The following is a 17,952-nucleotide window of genomic DNA, read 5'->3' as shown; positions in this document are numbered from 1 at the left end:
TCGACGACGATCCAATGTAGGAGTGAGCCTGCTCGCGATGGCGGCAGCACATTCGGCATTGATGTGACTGACAGAGAGCTATCGCGAGCAGGCTCGCTCCTACAGTGGATCTCCAGCGCACGAAGATTTTGTGTTCGACGACGATCAACTACAGGAGGGCCGGGTGATTTCGCTGCTGAGAGCGTGATACGTCCCACACATCTATGGGAAAAGCCATCCCTGGCGAAGGAAGCGCCTGACTGCTCATTCGTATCCAAGTGGATACATTTGAGCAATGAATTATATTGTTCAACAAACTATGATCTTCGTGGCATGGCATGCCTCAGTTCGTGACTTGCGGGCGAAGATTGCTATCGCTCGTCGCATTGATCGTGCCTCTGCAGGTAACCTGGGTGATATCAAGCCGGTGGGAGACGGCGTTTCCGAAATGCGCGTGGACGTCGGCGCCGGCTATCGGGTCTACTTCACTTTGCGAAACAGTGTCGTCATTGTGCTTTTGGCCGGTGGTGATAAATCTTCGCAAACCGCCGATATCAGGCGGGCTAAAAAATTGGCAAAGGAGGTTTAAACATGAGCCAGACTTTGACTACTTTCGATATGGCGGCACTGCTGGACAGTGACGAAGCCATTAGCGAGTACCTCTCACAAGTGCTCGCAGAGGGCGATAACGAGGAATTTCTTCGTGCTATCGGATACGTGGTGAAAGCGCGCGGAATGACACAGATTGCCAAGGACTCGGGTATGGGTCGCGAAAGCCTGTACAAGGCCTTCGCGCCCGGTGCAAAACCACGCTTTGATACGGTTTTGAAGGTCATCCATGCCCTCGGCATCGATCTCTGCGCGCAGCCAGGTCATTCGATCAATCACTCGGTGCTTTGAGAGATTCTTCTGGCTAGGCTGCTCGCTTCACCCCCACCCACGTAAAACACAACGGCAACTGCGCCGTCTGCCGCTCATACCGGTCATAGAGTTCCTCGCGGTTGGAATGCGGGTACTCCTTGAAATGGCTGATCTGCAGTCCCGCCTCGATGGCGCCGGTGAAGATGGCGCCCAGGGTGTGGACGAACCAGTAGGACGACGCGGTGTGCTGGTCGACTTTGCCTTCGTAGACGATCGGCTGGTCCTGCACGAACGGCTCGCTGCGAAAGTACGAGCTGTCCAGACGATAGGGATCGGCGGCCTCGGGGTCGACCATTTCCAGGAAGGGGTGGGTTTCGTACACCACCAACGCACCGCCGGGCTTGAGGGTCTGCGCGACATGGTGGAAGAATTCGCCGATGTCGGGCATCCAGTTCAAGACGCCGATGGTGATCAGCGCCACGTCGAAGCGGTCATGCAATTCAGCCGGCAGGTGATGAATGTCGGCCTCGATGAATTCGGGCTCATGGGGTGAGAGTCCAGCCAGTTCCCGCGCCTGATCGAGAAACGCGTCGGACTGGTCGACGCCCACCACGCTGCGAGCCCCCAGCGCAAACAGCGAAAGACTTTCCCGTCCGTTGTTGCAGCCCAGTTGCACCACGTCCTTGCCATCGACGCCGACCTGCTCCAGTACACCGCGAAGTGTGTCATCGATGCAGCAAAAATCGCGATGACTGACCGCCTCCACCAGAGCCTGCCAATCGGGCGCGTCCTTGTGGTGTCGGGCGGAGTCGTTCCAGGCATCGCGGTTGCTGGCGATGGCATTTTTTTTGGTCGGCATTTCCATTGCACACTCCAGAATCCGGGTCATTGTTGACCGGCACGAGTCTAGATCAGGGTGCTGAAAAACCCCATTGGGCGTTTGTTGGAATGTTGTAATCCGGGCGTCGCGAACGCGTGCCCGTAGGGCAGCTATAGTTAATGGCCTTGGGGAAGTGCGGGAAAACCGATTTCGCAGGTGTTGCCATGAAAAAAACTGATCTGACGCTGTTGCTCGCCCTCAGCCTGACCGCCCTCACCGGCGCCCAGGCAGACGATACCCTGACACCCACCACTGACTACAGCAGTGAGTTCAATTATTACGGGGCCGACCAGCCCTTCGCCCACCCGGTGCCGCCCTCCCTGAGCACCGTGCCGCCTCGGTCATACATCCCGACCGCACCTCAGGATTTCATCCCGATTGCCAGCCAGCATGAGTTCCACGACTCAATATTACCGACCGTCGCGGATGCCTCAGTCCGGGTATTCATCCGCTCCTACGATCCGGTACGTGGCGTCTACGTCAACCAGGAAGTCCTCGACCCCACATGCGTGCTCGAATGCCTCATCCGTCAGGGGGCAACGTTGCAATAAACCTCACCACTGGCGTTTGTCCGGGCGTGCGAGGCCGAGCTTTTCGATCCGGTAACGCAGCATGTCGCGGCTCAGGCCCAGCAAGCGTGCGGACTTGGTGACGTTCCAGTCGGTCTTGTCGAGCATCTTGCGCACCATGTCGCGCTCGACTTCCGGCAGGTTCATCGACTCGGTGCCGTTGTAGGCCGGTCGCGGTTCGTGGTGCTGGGGTTCTTGCAGCACGATCGGATCATCCACCAGGCTCAGGCAGACGTTGAGCTGATGGGCGGCAATCGTATCGCTTTGCGCCAACAACACGGTTTGCTCAAGCATGTTGCGCAATTCACGCACGTTGCCCGGCCAACTGTAGCTGAGCAGCAACTCTTCAGCCTGGTCACTGAAATGCAGGTGCGGTTTGCCATAGCGTTTGCCGTGGATCGCCAGGAAATGCCGGGCCAGCAGCAGGATATCGGCGCCGCGGGCATACAGGCGCGGCACCTTGATCGAAATAATGCGCAAACGGAAGAACAGGTCACGACGGAACTTGCCCTGTTGCACCATTTGTTCGAGGTTGCAGTTGGTCGCGCTGATTACCCGCAAATCGACCTTGCGTTCCTTGACCGAGCCGACCCGGCGGATGGTCCGGTCTTCCAGCAGCTTCAGCAGTTTGGCTTGCAGCAGCAGGTCCATTTCACCGACTTCATCGAGGAACAGCGTGCCGCCATCGGCCGCTTCCACCAGACCAACTCGACGGTCCTTGGCGTCGGTGAAGGCGCCCTTCTCGTGGCCGAACAGTTCCGACTCCACCAGATTGGAAGGGATCGACGCGCAGTTGAATTCAATGAACGGACCTTTGCTGCGCGGACCGTCGAAGTGCAGCGCCCGGGCCACCAGTTCCTTGCCGGTACCGGTCTCGCCTTCCACCAGCACGGGCGGCAGGTCGGTGTTGGCCATGCGCCGCTCGGCGTCGAGCAACTGGGTAATGGTGTTTTTCAAGTATTGCATCGGCGCCGATTCGCCGATCAATGCCTGTACGCCTGACTTCTGCGCCTCGCGCTCCTGATAAAACGACAGCGTGCGCTCCATTCGATCAGTGGCCAGGGCCTTGTCCAGCAGCAGCTTGAGCTCCGGCAAGGCCACCGGTTTGGTGACGTAATGAAAAGCGCCCTCTTTCATCGCCACCACGGCATCTTCGACGTTGCCGTAGCCGGTCATCATGATCACCTTCAGATCCGGCGCGCTGATGCGCAGCTTCTGGATCAGGTCGTGACCGCTCATGCCCGGCAGCGAGTTGTCGGTCAGCACCACATCAGGGGTGAACGTACCCAGTTTATCCAACGCCTCTTCAGCCGAATGGCAGACCGTCACCTCGAAGTCTTTGCGCTCCAGGTAGGTCTGAATATTCTCGGCCAGGAGTTCATCATCCTCGACCAGCAGTATGCTGTGCTCCATATTCCCCTCCCGTTGCCACTTTGAAATTGAGACAGACGCGGGTTCCTTCCTGCTCCTGGCTGGTCAGTTCGACCGAGCCCTCGAAACGCTCCATTATTCGTTTGACGAGGGCCAGGCCAACGCCCAACCCTCCCTGTTTGGTGGTGAAAAACGGCTTGAAGACCATCTGTTGCTGCTGCTTGGTCATGCCTTTGCCGGTATCGCTCAGGGTCATGCGCACCAGTCCGGGTCGGGGTTGTTCAATGGCGATAGTGAGCATGCCGCCCTTGGGCATGGCCTCCAGGGCGTTGGCGAACAGGCTATTAAGAATCTGGGTCAGCAGCACCTGTTGGCTGACGACCGGCGGACAGGATTTCGGTGTGAAGTGCACGTGCACGTTTGAGCGCCTGATCAGCGCGTCAAACGCGCTCAGAGTGTCATCAATGGCCAGCACCAGGTCCACCGTTTCGGAGTCGTCGTTTATCGGTCGCAACGACACCAGCAACTCCCGGACCCAGCGCGACATGCGATCGACCTGGTTGATGATGTCGCCGATGTTTTTCTGCGCACTCTGGCTGGCGATTTCCTGGGCCAGTTCGGCACTGGAACGGATGTTCGCCAGCGGATTGCGCAAGCTGTGGGCGACGGCCGAGGACATTTCTCCCAAGGCGACGAAGGTCTCGTTAGTGATCAATTGTTTTTGCTGGCTCTGCAGCAACACGGACGCACGCCGCACGATCCAGAACAGCCCAAGGTAGATAAGCAGGCCACCGAGCAAGGTCGCCAGCCAGATCGCCTTGAAGCCACGCTGAATGCGTTCCACCAGGTCCGCCGGTTCCTTGTAGATCTCGACCATGGCAATGACCTTGCTTTTGTCGGCATTGAACATCGGGATGTAATTCTCGATGAACAGGTACTTGGGCTCGCGCAACAGCATCTGTTCGGGACGTTCCTCGTCGATCTGGTGATAGCTGGTGGAGACCGGCTCCTTCATTTCAAAGGATTCGTCCAGTTCTTCATCACCTTCGACGCGCATGCCGATCATCTGTGGATTGGTCGACCAGACCACCGTGCGATCCAAGGCATACACCACCGCCAACAGCGTGTCCGGCAAGTGTTCGACGTGATCGAGAAACTCAATGCGGGCAGCGGCACGGGCACCTGGATTTACGTCGGGATAGGCGTTGTCTTCGCGCGGATCGAGCATCTCGCCCATGGTTCTTTTCAGGGTGATGCCGGCGTGGCGAATCTCCGCATCACCGATGGCCTGAATGAATTGCGCAGTCAGCATGGAATCACGCTCGATGCTCTCATCGACAACAAACCGCGTGGACACATAACCCAACCCCATCGCCACCACCGCAATGATGAGAAAGCTTCCCAGCGAAAACCAGCGCAGCAGATTGAACTGTCCACTTCGACTTTGGCCTTCTGCTGCCGGGGCGTCCGGCGCAGGTACTTTTTGTTGTTTCAGTATCTGCATGGGTCTTGTCCAGGGTGCTTGCATCAAGCCTTTTCAGTCATGTTTCGGATCAGTGTAGGTGGCATTGATCGTGGTCGACGGCTTCACTGATAGTATTTCGCCGCTATGGCACCTGCGCCGCTTGTAGCGGTTGCTGGCGATCGGTTTCTTCCTGCAAAAAACCCAGAATTGACTGCGCAGCATTCTCATCCAGACGCAGATTGGGCATCGGGATTTTGTCGAAGCGTTCAAACAGTGCCAGCGCGAGCGGGTCCCTTTCAGCGAGCATGCGGTCCGGTTCGCGAATCCAACGGTTGAGCCAAGCCAGATCCCGTTGGCGCGTCACGCCGACCAGGTCCGGGCCGATGCTGCGCATGCCGATGCCCTGCCCGTCCAGCGGACCCAGGCTGTGGCACGACGCGCATCGGGTGCGAAACAGTTCTTCGCCATTGCTCGGCGGGCGAATCTCGGGCGCATCGGCGTAACTTTGCTCAATGCTGGGTTTCTTCCAGTTCTGCAAGGTGTTGGCCAACTGGTCGGCGAGAATCCACGGGTTCTCGAACGGCGAGGCTTTCATCCAGCGGCCGGTGCCCTGGTTGCCGACGATCAGGCTCAGGTTGTGGTCTTTGCTGCGTCCGTTGTCGACGCCCTCGATGAACAGCCCGAGTTTTTTTCGAAGGTCGGTGACCGCTTCGAATTCACCGGTCAGAAACGTCCAGCCCGGCCCGACCTTGAAGCGTTGTGCGTAAGCCTTGAGCACCTCGGGGGTGTCGCTGAGCGGGTCGATGCTGATGGAATAGAAGAAGATGTCCTGGCCGACCCGGTCGCCCAGCAACTTTTGCACCTGACGCAGGCGTGCGGTTTCCAGCGGACAGGAATCACTGCAAGAGGTGAAGATGAAGTTGATCACCACCACTTTGTCCTTGATCAAGTCATCGAAGAAACGCACCTGCCGACCGTCCTGATCGGTCAGCAGGGTGTTGGGGAAGTATTCGCCACCCCAGGGCGTCGCCGATTCCCTCGGCGACAGTATCCCGTCATGAGCGAGCAGCACCCGAGCCGCCAACAGACAGGTCACCAGGACCAGAATCAGGTGCATGCCCAAGGCGCGGGAGCGCGGCGTATACGCCGGTGTGTCGGCGCGCCTGCGCTTCATTTTTTCACCGCCACTTGTGGGCCGAAGCCGTCGCCATTGCGGAAGGTTGGCAGCGCAGCGGAGTTGACATAGCGCACGCCATCCCAGCTCGGCAACGGTGTCGGCATCAACTGGAATTGCCCGGGTTTCTCAATGTCCCAGCGCAGCAGCATCGAGTTGTCTTCGTGCTGAGTGTTGTGACAGTGCTCCATGTACGTCCCGGCAAATTCGCGGAAGTTGATCGCCACCTCGACGCTGTCCAGGCCGTCGTTTTCCGAGCCGATGCGGTACACGTCCTTGCGTGCCCATTTTTCCCATTCCGGTGGCGCCTTGCCGCCGCGGCTGAGAATGATCCCCTCCTCGAAATGCACGTGAACCGGGTGACTCCAGCCCTTGCCGCCGGCCTTGATGTTCCACACTTCCAGGGTGCCGAAGCCACTGACGCCGGCATCGGTTGGACCGGTTTTCAACTGGGTCGCCGTGTTCAAGCGACGTGGGTCCATGTGGAAGCCGAAACCGCCATCGGTCTTGACCGTCCAGGGTGCTTCATCGGTGCCATCAGAACGGCCGAAGGTAAAGGTGCGGTGACGAGCCTGAGCCAGCAGCGCCTTGTCGGCCGCATTGTCGCGATGGATTTTCAGCGGGATCATCACCAGGCCTTCGGCCTTGCCCGGTTTGGCCGGTTCGTAGGCTGCCGGGTCCATGGCCAGGTCCTGACCGGTGTAGGCCTTGACGTTCAGTTGCAAGACCTTGCCCACGCCCGGGTCACCCTTGTCCCACTGCGGGCCCTTGCTCGATTGCTTGATCACCGCAAGGTATTTCTCCGACAGCACATCGGCCAATGGCACGGGTTCTTTCGGGCCCTTGCCGTCGTCGTGCACCAGCAGGTTGACCACGAACAGTTTGTCGCCGGGCTTGATGCCGTTTTTCGCGAAGTTGACGATGATGTCGAAGCGCTCCGCGATGCCCTGGGTCGGCAGGATCGCGTTGTGATTCTGTTTATCGCCGTCGGCATCCAGGTCCAGGGTGCCGTCGAACGGCACGCTGTGTTCCATGATGTTGCCGTCGTTGGCAATCAGGTGAAACGGCACGCGGGCATAGGACACGCCGGAGTTTTTCGGGCCGGGGAACTCGCCGCTGTTGCCCTTGACCTCGCGGACAATGGCGAACTTGAAGTAACGCGACACCGAGCCGTTGAGGATGCGGAACCGGTAGCTGCGGGCGCGTACATCCAGGGTCGGTTTCCACTGCCAGTTGACCAGCACCTGATCACCGAGGAAGCCGTCGGTGTTGAACGGGTTGAACCACAACTGTCCGTCCTGATCCCAGGCCTTGTCGGCGAACACCAGGTTGACGTCGTAGTCACGGTTGCCCCACGGCAAGGCGCTGCCGCTGGGGAAGCGCAGGTTGACACCGTCGTTAACCGATTCGTTGCCACGGTCCAGGGCGCTGTAGTAATTCATCATCGCCGCGTTGCCCTTGTAGACGTTCTGCGCGGTGAAATCGAGCATGTGGTCGTGGAACCAGTGGGTGCTCATGGTTTCGCGCCAGTCGCCGCGGATCTTGATCGTGCCGTGGTCGCAGGTCTTGCGGCTGGGGCTGATGTCGTTGGTCCACAGGGTTTCCCCCGGCGAGCAAGGGAACGCCGCGCGCGGATCATGGGCGTCGGTGTTGATGCTGTCGTAGCCGGCCAACTGGATCGGCCAGCGATAGTCGTAATACTGCCCTGGGAAGAAAAAGGCGTTGGCATAGCCATCGCTTTCCGCCGGTGCGTGACCGTTGTGCTCGTGAGTACTGATGGTGTGCAGACCGAACCCCATGTTGGCGGCAGGGTCGATCGGCAAGCCGTTGTAATGACGCATCAGCACCGGCTGACCGTAACGCACCATCAGCAACTTGGGCGGTAACGTGCCGTCAAAGGTCCAGACCGAGTTGTGGTTCTGCACCGGCATGCTCGGGTGGAAACGCGCATCGACGCCTTTGGCGGTGCCCGCCGTGGCTGGCACGCCGGCGACGTTGTGATAAAGGCCACCGGGGCCAAACTCACCCAGCGCATAGCCGTGCATCTGATGACTGTCACGCCAGCCGCTGTTGAGCCTCGCCCCGGTTTGCACGGTTTTGTAGGCCATTTGCGGGTAGAACTCGTTCCAGCGTTGATGCGACCAGCCTTTTCCTGGCGGACGGCCTTCGGCTGACGAGCCGATATGGCGGTTGAGGAAGACTTCGATCTGCGCCTGCCACGGGTTGCGGTCCACCACGTTGGAGTACTGGCTGGGGAACGGCGTCAGCCCCGGTTGACGCATAAAGGCATCGAGTGCCGCGCTCGGTGGCGCACTGCGGGCCGCGTTGGTGGGGTCCTGTTGTGGCAGCGGGCCAACGGTAGCCGGTGGAAAGCCCAACGGCGCCGCCGGTGTAGTGGGGTCGAGTTTTTCCGGACCGAACTCCTCGAACAACACCATCTGCTGAGTGAACGGCTGAGCGCCGAACAGCGGGCTCGGCTTGCCATTGGTGGGGTAGTTGAAACTGGTTTGCACCGTCGGCGGCAGGACGTTTTCCTGGCGCGTGGTGTCTCGGCTGCCTTTGACGCCATCGGGCAAATCGAAGGAGTCTTCGTTGGCCTCGGGCATGGTCAAGATGGCGTTGAGCGCGGCGGCTTCATCAGCCGGTTCGTCGTAGTAAGCCGAAGGATCGGTAGGTTCTGGCTGTCGCTCGTCATCGATCGGGCTGGCACGCAGGTTCGCTGTGCCGAGCGTCATTGTCAGGAGGACGCTCAACGGCGTCAGCAGGCCGAACCACTTGAAGGGGTACCGCGCGTTTCTGTCCATCACCAGCCGCCTCGAAGTCTTGAAGGGGGTAGTGGTGGTTTTGCAAGGACCTCGCCAGATTTGTAACAGTTTTATACAAAAGCATTAACACTCAAGAAAACAATGGCTTATCAATATCAATGTGCCGCGACCGGGGAAAACGACTGGGTCCAGACACCCGCTAGCGGGGAAAGTTCATACCCGATTTCAGGGAATCCGCTTGAACGACAAGCGGACACTCGTGCCCTCGCCCTCACGGCTGCCCAGGTTTACCGCGCCGCCAAAACGTTCCATGATCCGCTTTACCAGCACCAGCCCGACACCCAGCCCGCCTTGCTTGGTGGTAAAGAAAGGCCGGAACGCCATCCTGCGCTGTTCTTCGTTCATGCCCTTGCCGGTGTCGCTCACGACAACGCAAATTCCCCGGGTGTCGGTCGACTCCAGGGTGATGCTCAGTGTGCCGCCCCTGTCCATCGCTTCCACGGCATTGGCCAGCAAACTGTTGAGGATCTGCGTGAGTTGCACCTGCTGGCTCAACACCATCGGCGTCTCCTGCGGCTCGAACACCACCTGCACACCGGCCTTGGCAATCTGATGCTCGAAGGCCATGAGGCTGTCATGCAGGGCCGCCACCAGGTTCACCGGCTCGGCGTCATCATTGAGCGGGCGTAAGGACTGCAGCAATTCCCTGACCCACTTCGACATGCGATCCACCTGACCGATGATGTCGTTGATGTTCTTGTGGGCCAGGCCAGTGTCGAACTCCAGGGCCAGTTCGGCGCTGGAGCGTATGGTCGCCAATGGGTTGCGCAGGCTGTGGGCCACCGCCGAGGACATCTCCCCGAGCGCCACGAAGGTTTCGTTGGTAATCAGTTGTTTTTGTTGCACTGCCAGCAAAATGGCTGCCCGGCGCACGATCCAGTACAACCCGAGATAAATCAGTCCGCCGCCCAGGGCCGTGGCCAGCCAGATCAGTACCAGGCCGCGCTCCATGCGATCGATCAGGTCCCTGGGTTCCTTGTAGATCTCGACCATCGCCGTGACGGTATTGCCATCGGCATCGAACAGCGGGATGTAATTCTCTATGAAGATGTAGTCCGGGGGCGTGATGAACTTCTGCTCCATGCGGCTTTTGTCGACGTTGTGATAACTGGCCGACACTGGAGTCTTGGAAGCGAAGGCCTGGTCCAGGTCTTCGTCGGCATGGATCGTGGTGCCCATCAGTGCCGGGTTGGTGGACCAGATCACCATGCGGTCAGGGGCATAAATGTTCGCCAGAATCACGTCTGGCAAATGCTGGATATGGTCGAGGAATTCACCACGGGCGCTGGCGCGGGCCATCGGGTCGACGTCAGGAAAGTCCCTGTCCTTGCGCGGGTCCAGCAGCTCGCCCATGGTTCGCACGTTGGGGATCGAGACATGGCGCACCTCGGCGGAGGCAATCGCTTGAATGAACTGGGAGGTGAGCAAGGCATCGCGCTGCACGCTTTCGGTAATCACGAACCGCGTCGACACCGCCCCCAGCGCCACGGCCACCGTGCCGATCACGGCCATGCTGATCAGCGAGAACCAGCGCAGCAGATTGAACGGCTGTTTGCGCGAGCTCAGGCGGATATCGCCCTCTTCTTTCAGGAGGGTGGTGGTCTGACTGGTCATGGACGTTGTTCCCGGAAACTCCCTATAGGGTTATAGCCCACTGTCCGGTCTTTGCCCGACATCGGGTTTTGTCCCCCCCACCCAATTCCCCACATACCCCACTGCCCCCACCTACCCCCAATGCTGGGGACAGTCGCCCGCTTACGCCCTCGCCCCCGCGAAACCGTTTGCGCGCTCCACGCCTTCACTGCGGGCCTCTACCGGCCGTTTTGAAAGATTGGTATGGAAGTTGCCGAAGCCCTCCCAACTGACCCATCCCTACGGGGCAGGTACTCTGATAGAGGGAATACTCATGCACCCTTTACTGTCCAAAACGGCGGCCGCCCTGGTTGTCAGCGCTCTCGCCCAAAGTGTTGCCCAGGCAGCGCTGTTTGCGGTCGACCCCGGTCCCTATGTGCCAGCCAACGGCTCGTTTGCCGCCTGGTATCAGGACACCCATGGCCGCACCCTTGATCTGTGCCTGTCCAAGGCCGTCAGTTCGCGAGTCCCCGGCGCTCCCGGTGCACAGTCGTACATGTGCAACCTGCTGCCGACTCCCGGGGTTTTTGATGATGCGCAACCGGTCGTCTTTCCGACCAACTTCCCCGACGAAGCATTCTGGTTCACAGGCGACGGCGCCATTGTCGATGCCGCCCGGGGCATCGACCTGACCTACGTCAGTGCCATCGAAGCGGCCTTCAGCGGCGGCGACCCAGTCGAAGGTGATCAAATCAGCTTTGCGCGCATCCGCATCCGGGTGGACGTGCCCACCGCTGGCACCTACGTGATCACCCACCCCTACGGCGTCGATGTATTCAACGTCGACACCCCCGGGCGGCGGGCGATCAACATGACCCGGGACATCGGCATCGGCTCACCGAAAACCTACGACGGCGCTCTCAAGGGTGACATCGGACCGTTCCTGCGCAGTGTCAACGGCCCTTACACCGAAACCAATCCGGTGACCGGTGCTGCGGAGCAATTCGTCGGCGACCCGAACCTTTCGGAAGCCTTCACCGGCAGCCCTTTCAATACCAACTACATCCGCATCGAAGGTCCGAACGGACTGGACTTGCGCACCACGGTGATGGCCATCTCCGGCAAGTTATCGACAGTGGTCCGTCCGACTCCGATGATCACCCAGCGCAGTACCTACTCGCGCAAGGCCGGTGAAAGCGCCCCGGTTGCCCAACAAGACGTATTCGTCATGGCCCCGCCGCCACCAGCCACTGTGACCCTGGACAGCAACAACCCGGCGCTGCACCTGACCGAGGCTGACACCACCGGAAACTGGTATGCGCAGTCCTCGAACAACCCGACGTTGCCGAGCACCCTGCAAGTGACGGCCGACAATCACCTGGCCATCCCCAGCAGCACGCCGACCACCTTGTCCATGCCCCTGACCGACCTTGTGGTGATCCAGCGTGCCGAGTACAGCCTGAGCTCCGGGCAATTGACGCTCGTGGCCTCGACCAGCGATGAAACCTCGCCGCCAGTGCTCACCGCCACCTCCGCCAGCGGTGCCGCCATTGGCGCCCTGAGTGGCGATGGCGCAGTGAAATCCCTGGCGACCGGCATCTCGCCGATTCCACCCGCCAAGGTTCGAGTGACGTCATCCAATGGCGGCAGCGACATCGAAGAAGTGGTCATCGTGCAATGAACGCTCACATGCGCAGATCCTCATCAGGAGGCATCATGAACAATTGGCCACGCCTGGCGCTCAACGCCCTGGGACTGACTCTATCGCTGTCCGGCAGTGCATTCGCGCAACTCGCGGCTGTCGACCCCGGCCCTTATACCTTCGCCACCGGGAAATTCCCGATGTGGTATCAGGACAACAATTTACTCTCGATGGAACTGTGCCAGTCCCGGGCAGTGAGCTCACGGGTAGGGACCACTGTGCCGCCGGCCTACATGTGCATCCTGCTGGCTGAACCGGGCATTTACGACGATGCCCAACCAATGATCTTCCCCGACAACTGGCCGCCGGAAGCGTTCTGGTTCCTGGCTGAGACTGCGATCCCGCAAATTGGCAACAGCGGCTATGAACTGGATGCCTACGTGGCCGGGATCGAGGCTGCATTCGGTGGCGGTAATCCGCTCGATGGCGATCAAGTGGCCTTCGCGCGGATTCGCGTTCGGGTCTCGGTGCCCACTGCCGGGGTGTACACCATCACTCACCCTTACGGGGTCGAAACGGTCAATGTCACCACGCCTGGCCGTCGTGCCATCAACATCACCCGGGACATCGGCATCGGTGCGCCTGGAAATTTCAGCGGCACGCTGAATGGCAACATCGGGCCGTTCCTGCGCAGCGTCAACGGTCCTTATACCGAAGTGAACCCGGACACCGGCGCCATCGAAACCTACGTTGGCGACCCGAACCTCACCGAACAGGTCACCGGCAGTCCCAATGACACCAACTTCGTCCGCATCACAGGTCCGGCCGGGACCATTCAAACCAATTTGTTCAACTTGTCCGGTAAAGTCCTGGACAGCCGTGCGCAAACCCCCGTGGAAGTTGATCGCGCTACTTACCGGCGCACCACTTCGGGTACAGGCACCAGCACCCGGGTCGAAGTCTTTGCCAAATCAGACAACAGTTCGACCCTGTGCTTTCGCGAAACCATCGCTCTGGTGCCGGGTCCGCCACTTTCGCCATGCCAGACCAACCTGTTGGGCGACAACAACGGCGGGTTCTTCGGTCAGCACCTGGCCAGCGGCACGCTGCCTTCGATCGTGGTCGTCACCGCCACCAATCCGTCGGGCACCACCCGGCCGACGGCGGTATCGAGCAAGGTCACTGACCTGGTGAAAATCCAGACCGCTCGCTACAACTGGAGCGATCACAGCCTGCTGATCGAGGCCTCCTCCACGGATGAAGTGGCCGTGCCGGACATGGTTGCGCAAGGTTACGGACGCCTGTCGAAATCCGGCACCCTGCAACGACTGACCATCGCAGACCTGACTCAGCCACCGGCTACCGTCACCGTCAAATCCGCTGCTGGCGGCAGTGACACCGAACCAGTCGTGGTGGTCGGGACGGCTCCGGATACCGGTGAGAACCAGGCGCCGCTCTCGGTCGCCGACACTGGCAGCACCAGCTTCGGCGTGCCGCTGACCCTCAACCTGCTGGCCAACGACAGTGATCCCGATGGCAACACGCCGCTGAGCATCACCGCGCTGACCCCACCGGCTGCCGGGCAAGGCACCGTGGCATTGAGCGGCACGACTTCGGTGGTCTACACCCCGCCAGCCGTGGTCAATGCACCGCTGACAGCGACCTTCACCTACAAGGCTCAAGACGTCAAAGGCCTGGCCTCGACCGCTCCGGCGACCGTGACCATCACCGTGGCGCCCAACCAGTCTCCGGTGGCCGTCGCCGACAGCATCGCGACCCTCGGCGTGGCGATACCGATCAACGTGCTGGCCAACGACACCGATCCGGAAGGCAACGTGCCGCTCGCCGTCGCCAGCCTGACCCAACCGGCACTCAATCGCGGCAGCGTCAGCACCGACGGCACCGTCATCACCTACACCCCACCAGCGACGGTCACCACGGCCTTCACCACAACCTTCACCTACGTCGCCCGGGACAGCTTCGGCGCCCTGTCGGCTCCCGCTACCGTCACGGTGCAAGTCTCGCCACGGCCTGCTGCGGAAACCTTCACGGTCACCACGGCCACGGTGTCGGCGCGCTCCAACAACCGCTTCACCTGGGACTTTGCAGGTACCTCATCGGTGATTACCGGCAACGTCATCACCGTCAAGGTCAGCACCCCGACAGGGCTGGCAACTCTGGGCACCACCACGGTGCCGGTGACCGGTCGCTGGCGGTTGACGGTGAGCAACAGCACCACGGTGATTCCGTCGGCGAACCCGACAGCCACGATCACCTCGTCCCAAGGCACCGTGCGTACCGTGACAGTCATCTCCAACTGAGCCCTCGCCCCACCCGCCGATTCGGTGGGTGGGGCCGGCCTCTTCCCACAGGACAGCGCCATGAAAACGCCGACCGCCGCCCTGCTCTGCCTGCTTCTGCTTTGCAGCAGTGCAGGCGCGCGTGCCGACGATTTGATGGAGAACGACGACCTGGCACCCTCCGCCGACCTCGGCGAGTTGCCTCCACCGGTTGGCCAGCACGCGCTGATCGACCAGAACGGCCAGGCCAACGTGGCGCTGGTGCAACAGAACGGCCAGTCGTTGCTCGGCACCATCGTCCAGTCGGGCAGTAACCAGGAAGCCTGGATCCTGCAACAAGGCAGCGACCTCATGGCATTGATTACCCAGCAAGGTTCCGGCAACGCCGCTTCAATCACGCAAAACGGCAGCCACAACCGCGCGCAGATTTCGCAGAACGGCAATAACAACGACGCCAGCATCGACCAGGCCGGTACGGGACTTTCAAGCGCCGTGACCCAGTCGGGAAATGGCATGAGCGTTTCGGTCAAACAATATCGCTAAAGCACTGCACCACTTGGAGGTTTCATCATGTTCAAACTGACGCCCCTCACCGCTGCCATCCTGGTCATTGTCAGTGCCCAGGCAATGGCCGACGACAGCGTTTCCAACCAGTCCCAGGTCGGCACCGCCAACATTGCCGAAGTGAAACAGACCGCGGCCCCGTTCAGTACCGCAGCCCAACAGCAACTCGGCGAGGGTAACGATGCCATGGCGGTGCAAGACACCGCCACCGGCACCATCACCCAGGATCAGGCCGGCGACTTCAACGCCGGTTACGCTGAGCAACTGTTCGAGAACGGCAGCACCATCGTCCAGCAACAGGTCGGCAGTCTCAACATCAGCCATGCCAGTCAATCGATCGGCATGGGCGAAAACCAGGCGCTGCAACAACAGACGGGCAGCGGCAATTTCTCGTTCCTCTATCAGGACAGCCAGGAAGCCACCAAAGGCCAGACCTTCCAGTTCGGTGACGCCAACGAGGCCAATATCGAGCAGATTCAACTGGGCATCGCCAACAACGCGACGATCATCCAGTACGGCACCGCCAACTACGGCACCACTGAGCAGATCGCGCACATGGGCGGCGAGATCGGCATCAACCAGGCCGGCGAAGGCAACTATGCCTATGGCGACCAACGCGACGGCAACGGCGGCGTCATCACGATCAACCAGTTCGGCGACTTCAACGGCAGTGAAGTCTGGCAAGGCGGGCAAACCGCTAATAGTCAAGCCACCGTCAACCAGTACGGACAGACCAACGAAACCGTGGTCGACCAAAGCTTCGGCCAAAACAACAACGCCCAGGTCCTGCAAGTTGGCGACGTCAACGCCATTTATGCCGACCAGTTCGACTCCGTCGGCTCGGTGCTCGCGCTGTACCAGCAAGGCACCGGCAACGTGCACTTCACCTACCAGAGCGGCGACAGCCATGTGCTGAACGCCACCTCCGTGGGCACTGAAAACAAGGTCTACGCCAGCAACTGGAAAGGCCCGCAACTGGGCGGCCAATTCGGCAGCAACCAGCGTGCGACCGTCACCCAGGCCGGCAACGGCAACATCGCCAGCTTCAACCAGGATGGCGTCGGCCACATCATGACCACCAACCAGACCGGCACGGGCAACAAAACCACCATCAGCCAGGCCGACTCCTATAACGAGCTGTACTTCGACCAGAACGGCAGCGACAACATCCTGATCGCCGACCAGCGCGGCACCACCAACCTGGCCCAGGGCACCACCAACGGCACTGGCAACACCACCGAGTTCGACCAGTCCGGCACGGGCAACCAGGCATTCACCACGCAGCTGTATGGCAGCGACAACATGATCAGCGTCAAACAGGCTGACACCATGAACGTCGCCTACGTGACCCAGGGCGGTACCGGGAACATGGCCAGTGTTGATCAGAGCGGCGTGACCCAAATGGCGACGGTTCAGCAGTTGGGCAGTGACAACCGGGCGACCGTGCTGCAGCAGTAATCGCAAGGCATAAAAAACCGCGGCCCTCGGGGGTGGGTCGCGGTTTTTTTGTGTGAGGCTGCCTTTCGAACGATTCGCGGCCCACTTGATGAACTCATACTGTGGCGAGGGAGCTTACTCCCGCTGGGCTGCGCAGCAGACCTAAACCCGGCAAACGCATCTCCATTGACACACCGCATTCACTGGTTTTACGACGGCTTCGCCGCCGAGCGGGAGCAAGCTCCCTCGCCACAGAAACCCTCCCGCTCCAGACTCAGCGTTTACGCCTGCGGAACGACGTTATCCAGCGCCCGATTCACCGCCAGCTCGCTTAGCATAATGATTTGCTGGAGGGCCAGCATCGTGTTGCGTTGCGGGCCCTCGAGAAACCCGGCGAAGTCGCTGGCCATGACACTGGCTGAAGCCAGGGATTCGCAAGCGTTGACCAACAGGGTTTCGGTGTCGATATCCGGGGCGATGAGGTAAATGGTGCTGGGCTTGCGTGGCGGGATCGCGCTTTTCAGCGGATTGAGATAGTGATCCAGCGCACGGTCGGCGGCTTCGTTGAGCTTTTTTGGGTCGAGGGGATCGTAGGGGGAAACGTCGTCGGAGTGCGGGGGATTGGGTGTGGCTTTGAACATGGTGAATCTCCTTTGAAAATTGGCGCCACCAAAACCCGTCGCTAAACAAATAAGGGTGGCGACTGTATGCAGGTTAGCGAACCGGTCAAAGGCACCCGGTAGACCCGAAGGTCTCCCGCACACAGTCACCATGACGAAATTGCAGACGTAAAAGCCTGCTAGAAAGTCTGGAGCATTGATGCACTTTGAATGGTCCGAGTCGCTAAACCCGACCGCTGATTGGCAGCGATGCGGAAACGATAAAGACCAGGCACAAAGCGCACAAGCCGGCGGATTCTGGCGCAGTCGTAGGCAACGGCGCAAGGAACTGTAGCTTTCAGGAAGTAACGCTAAACACAATTAAACACACCCCTCAAATCAGCACACATTCCCTGTAGGAGTGAGCCTGCTCGCGATGGCATTGGATCAGCCGACATCAATGTTGAATGACACACCCCCATCGCGAGCAGGCTCGCTCCCACATGGAATGACCTACATCTACAAGTGATTGTTCGGCTGTCAGACCGCCTTCGCGGGCAAGCCTCGCTCCTACAGTGGAATGGGTGTACCTGCAAGAGATTGGTCGGCTGTCAGGCCGCCTTCGCGAGCAGGCTCACTCCTACAGTGGAATGTGGGTACCTGCAAGAGATTGGTCGGCTGTCAGGCCGCCTTCGCGGGCAAGCCTCGCTCCTA

Annotated in this window: 14 protein-coding genes; 7 read left to right on the top strand and 7 right to left on the bottom strand. The window is 60.2% G+C overall.

Going from position 1 to position 17,952, the window contains the following annotated elements; translation table 11 throughout:
• Positions 1-274 precede the first annotated feature (274 nt).
• Both AC1ROI_RS30580 and AC1ROI_RS30575 read left to right on the top strand, forming a co-directional pair.
• The gene (locus AC1ROI_RS30580) at positions 275-568 is read left to right on the top strand and encodes a type II toxin-antitoxin system RelE/ParE family toxin (protein ID WP_010455649.1); all 294 of its coding nucleotides are present in this window, start codon (positions 275-277) and stop codon (positions 566-568) included.
• 2 nt (positions 569-570) lie between these two features.
• Complete coding sequence (locus AC1ROI_RS30575) at positions 571-879, top strand: addiction module antidote protein (RefSeq protein WP_010455651.1); 309 nt, start codon at positions 571-573, stop codon at positions 877-879.
• A 13-nt stretch (positions 880-892) separates the two neighbouring features.
• Here AC1ROI_RS30575 and AC1ROI_RS30570 read toward each other — a convergent pair whose 3' ends face one another.
• Positions 893-1,705 (bottom strand): class I SAM-dependent methyltransferase, encoded by an 813-nt coding sequence (locus AC1ROI_RS30570; protein ID WP_102595812.1) that lies wholly within the window; start codon positions 1,703-1,705, stop codon positions 893-895.
• 179 nt (positions 1,706-1,884) lie between these two features.
• Between AC1ROI_RS30570 and AC1ROI_RS30565 the strand changes: the two genes are divergently transcribed.
• Entirely contained in the window at positions 1,885-2,271 is a 387-nt protein-coding gene (locus AC1ROI_RS30565; protein ID WP_010455655.1) for a hypothetical protein, read from the top strand.
• A gap of 3 nt (positions 2,272-2,274) precedes the next feature.
• Here the strand turns inward: AC1ROI_RS30565 and AC1ROI_RS30560 are convergent, their stop codons facing one another.
• The 5 genes from AC1ROI_RS30560 to AC1ROI_RS30540 all read right to left on the bottom strand — a co-directional run bounded on the left by AC1ROI_RS30560 (position 2,275) and on the right by AC1ROI_RS30540 (position 10,738).
• Complete coding sequence (locus AC1ROI_RS30560) at positions 2,275-3,702, bottom strand: sigma-54-dependent transcriptional regulator (RefSeq protein ID WP_077749041.1); 1,428 nt, start codon at positions 3,700-3,702, stop codon at positions 2,275-2,277.
• The gene (locus AC1ROI_RS30555) at positions 3,671-5,164 is read right to left on the bottom strand and encodes a sensor histidine kinase (RefSeq protein WP_102595811.1); all 1,494 of its coding nucleotides are present in this window, start codon (positions 5,162-5,164) and stop codon (positions 3,671-3,673) included. Before AC1ROI_RS30555 ends, AC1ROI_RS30560 begins: the two co-directional genes overlap by 32 nt.
• A 103-nt stretch (positions 5,165-5,267) precedes the next feature.
• Positions 5,268-6,299 carry an SCO family protein gene (locus AC1ROI_RS30550; protein WP_102595810.1) on the bottom strand — a complete coding sequence of 344 codons (1,032 nt, stop codon included), beginning with the start codon at positions 6,297-6,299 and terminating at the stop codon, positions 5,268-5,270.
• Positions 6,296-9,103 carry a multicopper oxidase domain-containing protein gene (locus tag AC1ROI_RS30545; RefSeq protein WP_102595809.1) on the bottom strand — a complete coding sequence of 936 codons (2,808 nt, stop codon included), beginning with the start codon at positions 9,101-9,103 and terminating at the stop codon, positions 6,296-6,298. The genes AC1ROI_RS30550 and AC1ROI_RS30545 overlap by 4 nt, the downstream gene beginning before the upstream one ends.
• Positions 9,104-9,289: 186 nt before the next feature.
• The gene (locus AC1ROI_RS30540; RefSeq protein ID WP_083376374.1) at positions 9,290-10,738 is read right to left on the bottom strand and encodes a sensor histidine kinase; all 1,449 of its coding nucleotides are present in this window, start codon (positions 10,736-10,738) and stop codon (positions 9,290-9,292) included.
• 292 nt (positions 10,739-11,030) lie between these two features.
• On the opposite strand from AC1ROI_RS30540, the gene AC1ROI_RS30535 reads away from it, so the two are divergent.
• From AC1ROI_RS30535 to AC1ROI_RS30520, 4 genes are read left to right on the top strand one after another with little or no spacing between them, the layout of a single operon-like run.
• Positions 11,031-12,377, top strand: coding sequence for a hypothetical protein (locus AC1ROI_RS30535; RefSeq protein ID WP_083376373.1), 1,347 nt, complete (start codon positions 11,031-11,033; stop codon positions 12,375-12,377).
• A 35-nt stretch (positions 12,378-12,412) separates the two neighbouring features.
• The gene (locus AC1ROI_RS30530; RefSeq protein WP_102595859.1) at positions 12,413-14,659 is read left to right on the top strand and encodes an Ig-like domain-containing protein; all 2,247 of its coding nucleotides are present in this window, start codon (positions 12,413-12,415) and stop codon (positions 14,657-14,659) included.
• 60 nt (positions 14,660-14,719) lie between these two features.
• A complete protein-coding gene (locus AC1ROI_RS30525) occupies positions 14,720-15,181 on the top strand; it encodes a curlin (protein ID WP_077750527.1) in 462 nt (153 codons plus the stop codon).
• A 27-nt stretch (positions 15,182-15,208) separates the two neighbouring features.
• A complete protein-coding gene (locus AC1ROI_RS30520) occupies positions 15,209-16,660 on the top strand; it encodes a curlin (RefSeq protein ID WP_010455670.1) in 1,452 nt (483 codons plus the stop codon).
• Between the two features lie 260 nt (positions 16,661-16,920).
• Here AC1ROI_RS30520 and AC1ROI_RS30515 read toward each other — a convergent pair whose 3' ends face one another.
• On the bottom strand, positions 16,921-17,280 hold the full coding sequence (locus AC1ROI_RS30515) for a DUF6124 family protein (protein WP_102595858.1): 360 nt from the start codon (positions 17,278-17,280) through the stop codon (positions 16,921-16,923).
• Positions 17,281-17,952 lie beyond the last annotated feature (672 nt).

The sequence above is a fragment of the Pseudomonas sp. GW823-FHT02C02 genome, from assembly GCF_058797635.1.
The sequence above is the reverse complement of the archived record's forward strand: the minus strand, read 5'-3'. Positions and strand labels throughout refer to the sequence as shown.

Bases quoted from the DNA above. Each gene is read 5' to 3' on its own strand.
- AC1ROI_RS30580 (WP_010455649.1), top strand. From the start codon at position 275: ATGAATTATATTGTTCAACAAACTATGATCTTCGTGGCATGGCATGCC.
- AC1ROI_RS30575 (WP_010455651.1), top strand. From the start codon at position 571: ATGAGCCAGACTTTGACTACTTTCGATATGGCGGCACTGCTGGACAGT.
- AC1ROI_RS30570 (WP_102595812.1), bottom strand. From the start codon at position 1,705: ATGGAAATGCCGACCAAAAAAAATGCCATCGCCAGCAACCGCGATGCC.
- AC1ROI_RS30565 (WP_010455655.1), top strand. From the start codon at position 1,885: ATGAAAAAAACTGATCTGACGCTGTTGCTCGCCCTCAGCCTGACCGCC.
- AC1ROI_RS30560 (WP_077749041.1), bottom strand. From the start codon at position 3,702: ATGGAGCACAGCATACTGCTGGTCGAGGATGATGAACTCCTGGCCGAG.
- AC1ROI_RS30555 (WP_102595811.1), bottom strand. From the start codon at position 5,164: ATGCAGATACTGAAACAACAAAAAGTACCTGCGCCGGACGCCCCGGCA.
- AC1ROI_RS30550 (WP_102595810.1), bottom strand. From the start codon at position 6,299: ATGAAGCGCAGGCGCGCCGACACACCGGCGTATACGCCGCGCTCCCGC.
- AC1ROI_RS30545 (WP_102595809.1), bottom strand. From the start codon at position 9,103: ATGGACAGAAACGCGCGGTACCCCTTCAAGTGGTTCGGCCTGCTGACG.
- AC1ROI_RS30540 (WP_083376374.1), bottom strand. From the start codon at position 10,738: ATGACCAGTCAGACCACCACCCTCCTGAAAGAAGAGGGCGATATCCGC.
- AC1ROI_RS30535 (WP_083376373.1), top strand. From the start codon at position 11,031: ATGCACCCTTTACTGTCCAAAACGGCGGCCGCCCTGGTTGTCAGCGCT.
- AC1ROI_RS30530 (WP_102595859.1), top strand. From the start codon at position 12,413: ATGAACAATTGGCCACGCCTGGCGCTCAACGCCCTGGGACTGACTCTA.
- AC1ROI_RS30525 (WP_077750527.1), top strand. From the start codon at position 14,720: ATGAAAACGCCGACCGCCGCCCTGCTCTGCCTGCTTCTGCTTTGCAGC.
- AC1ROI_RS30520 (WP_010455670.1), top strand. From the start codon at position 15,209: ATGTTCAAACTGACGCCCCTCACCGCTGCCATCCTGGTCATTGTCAGT.
- AC1ROI_RS30515 (WP_102595858.1), bottom strand. From the start codon at position 17,280: ATGTTCAAAGCCACACCCAATCCCCCGCACTCCGACGACGTTTCCCCC.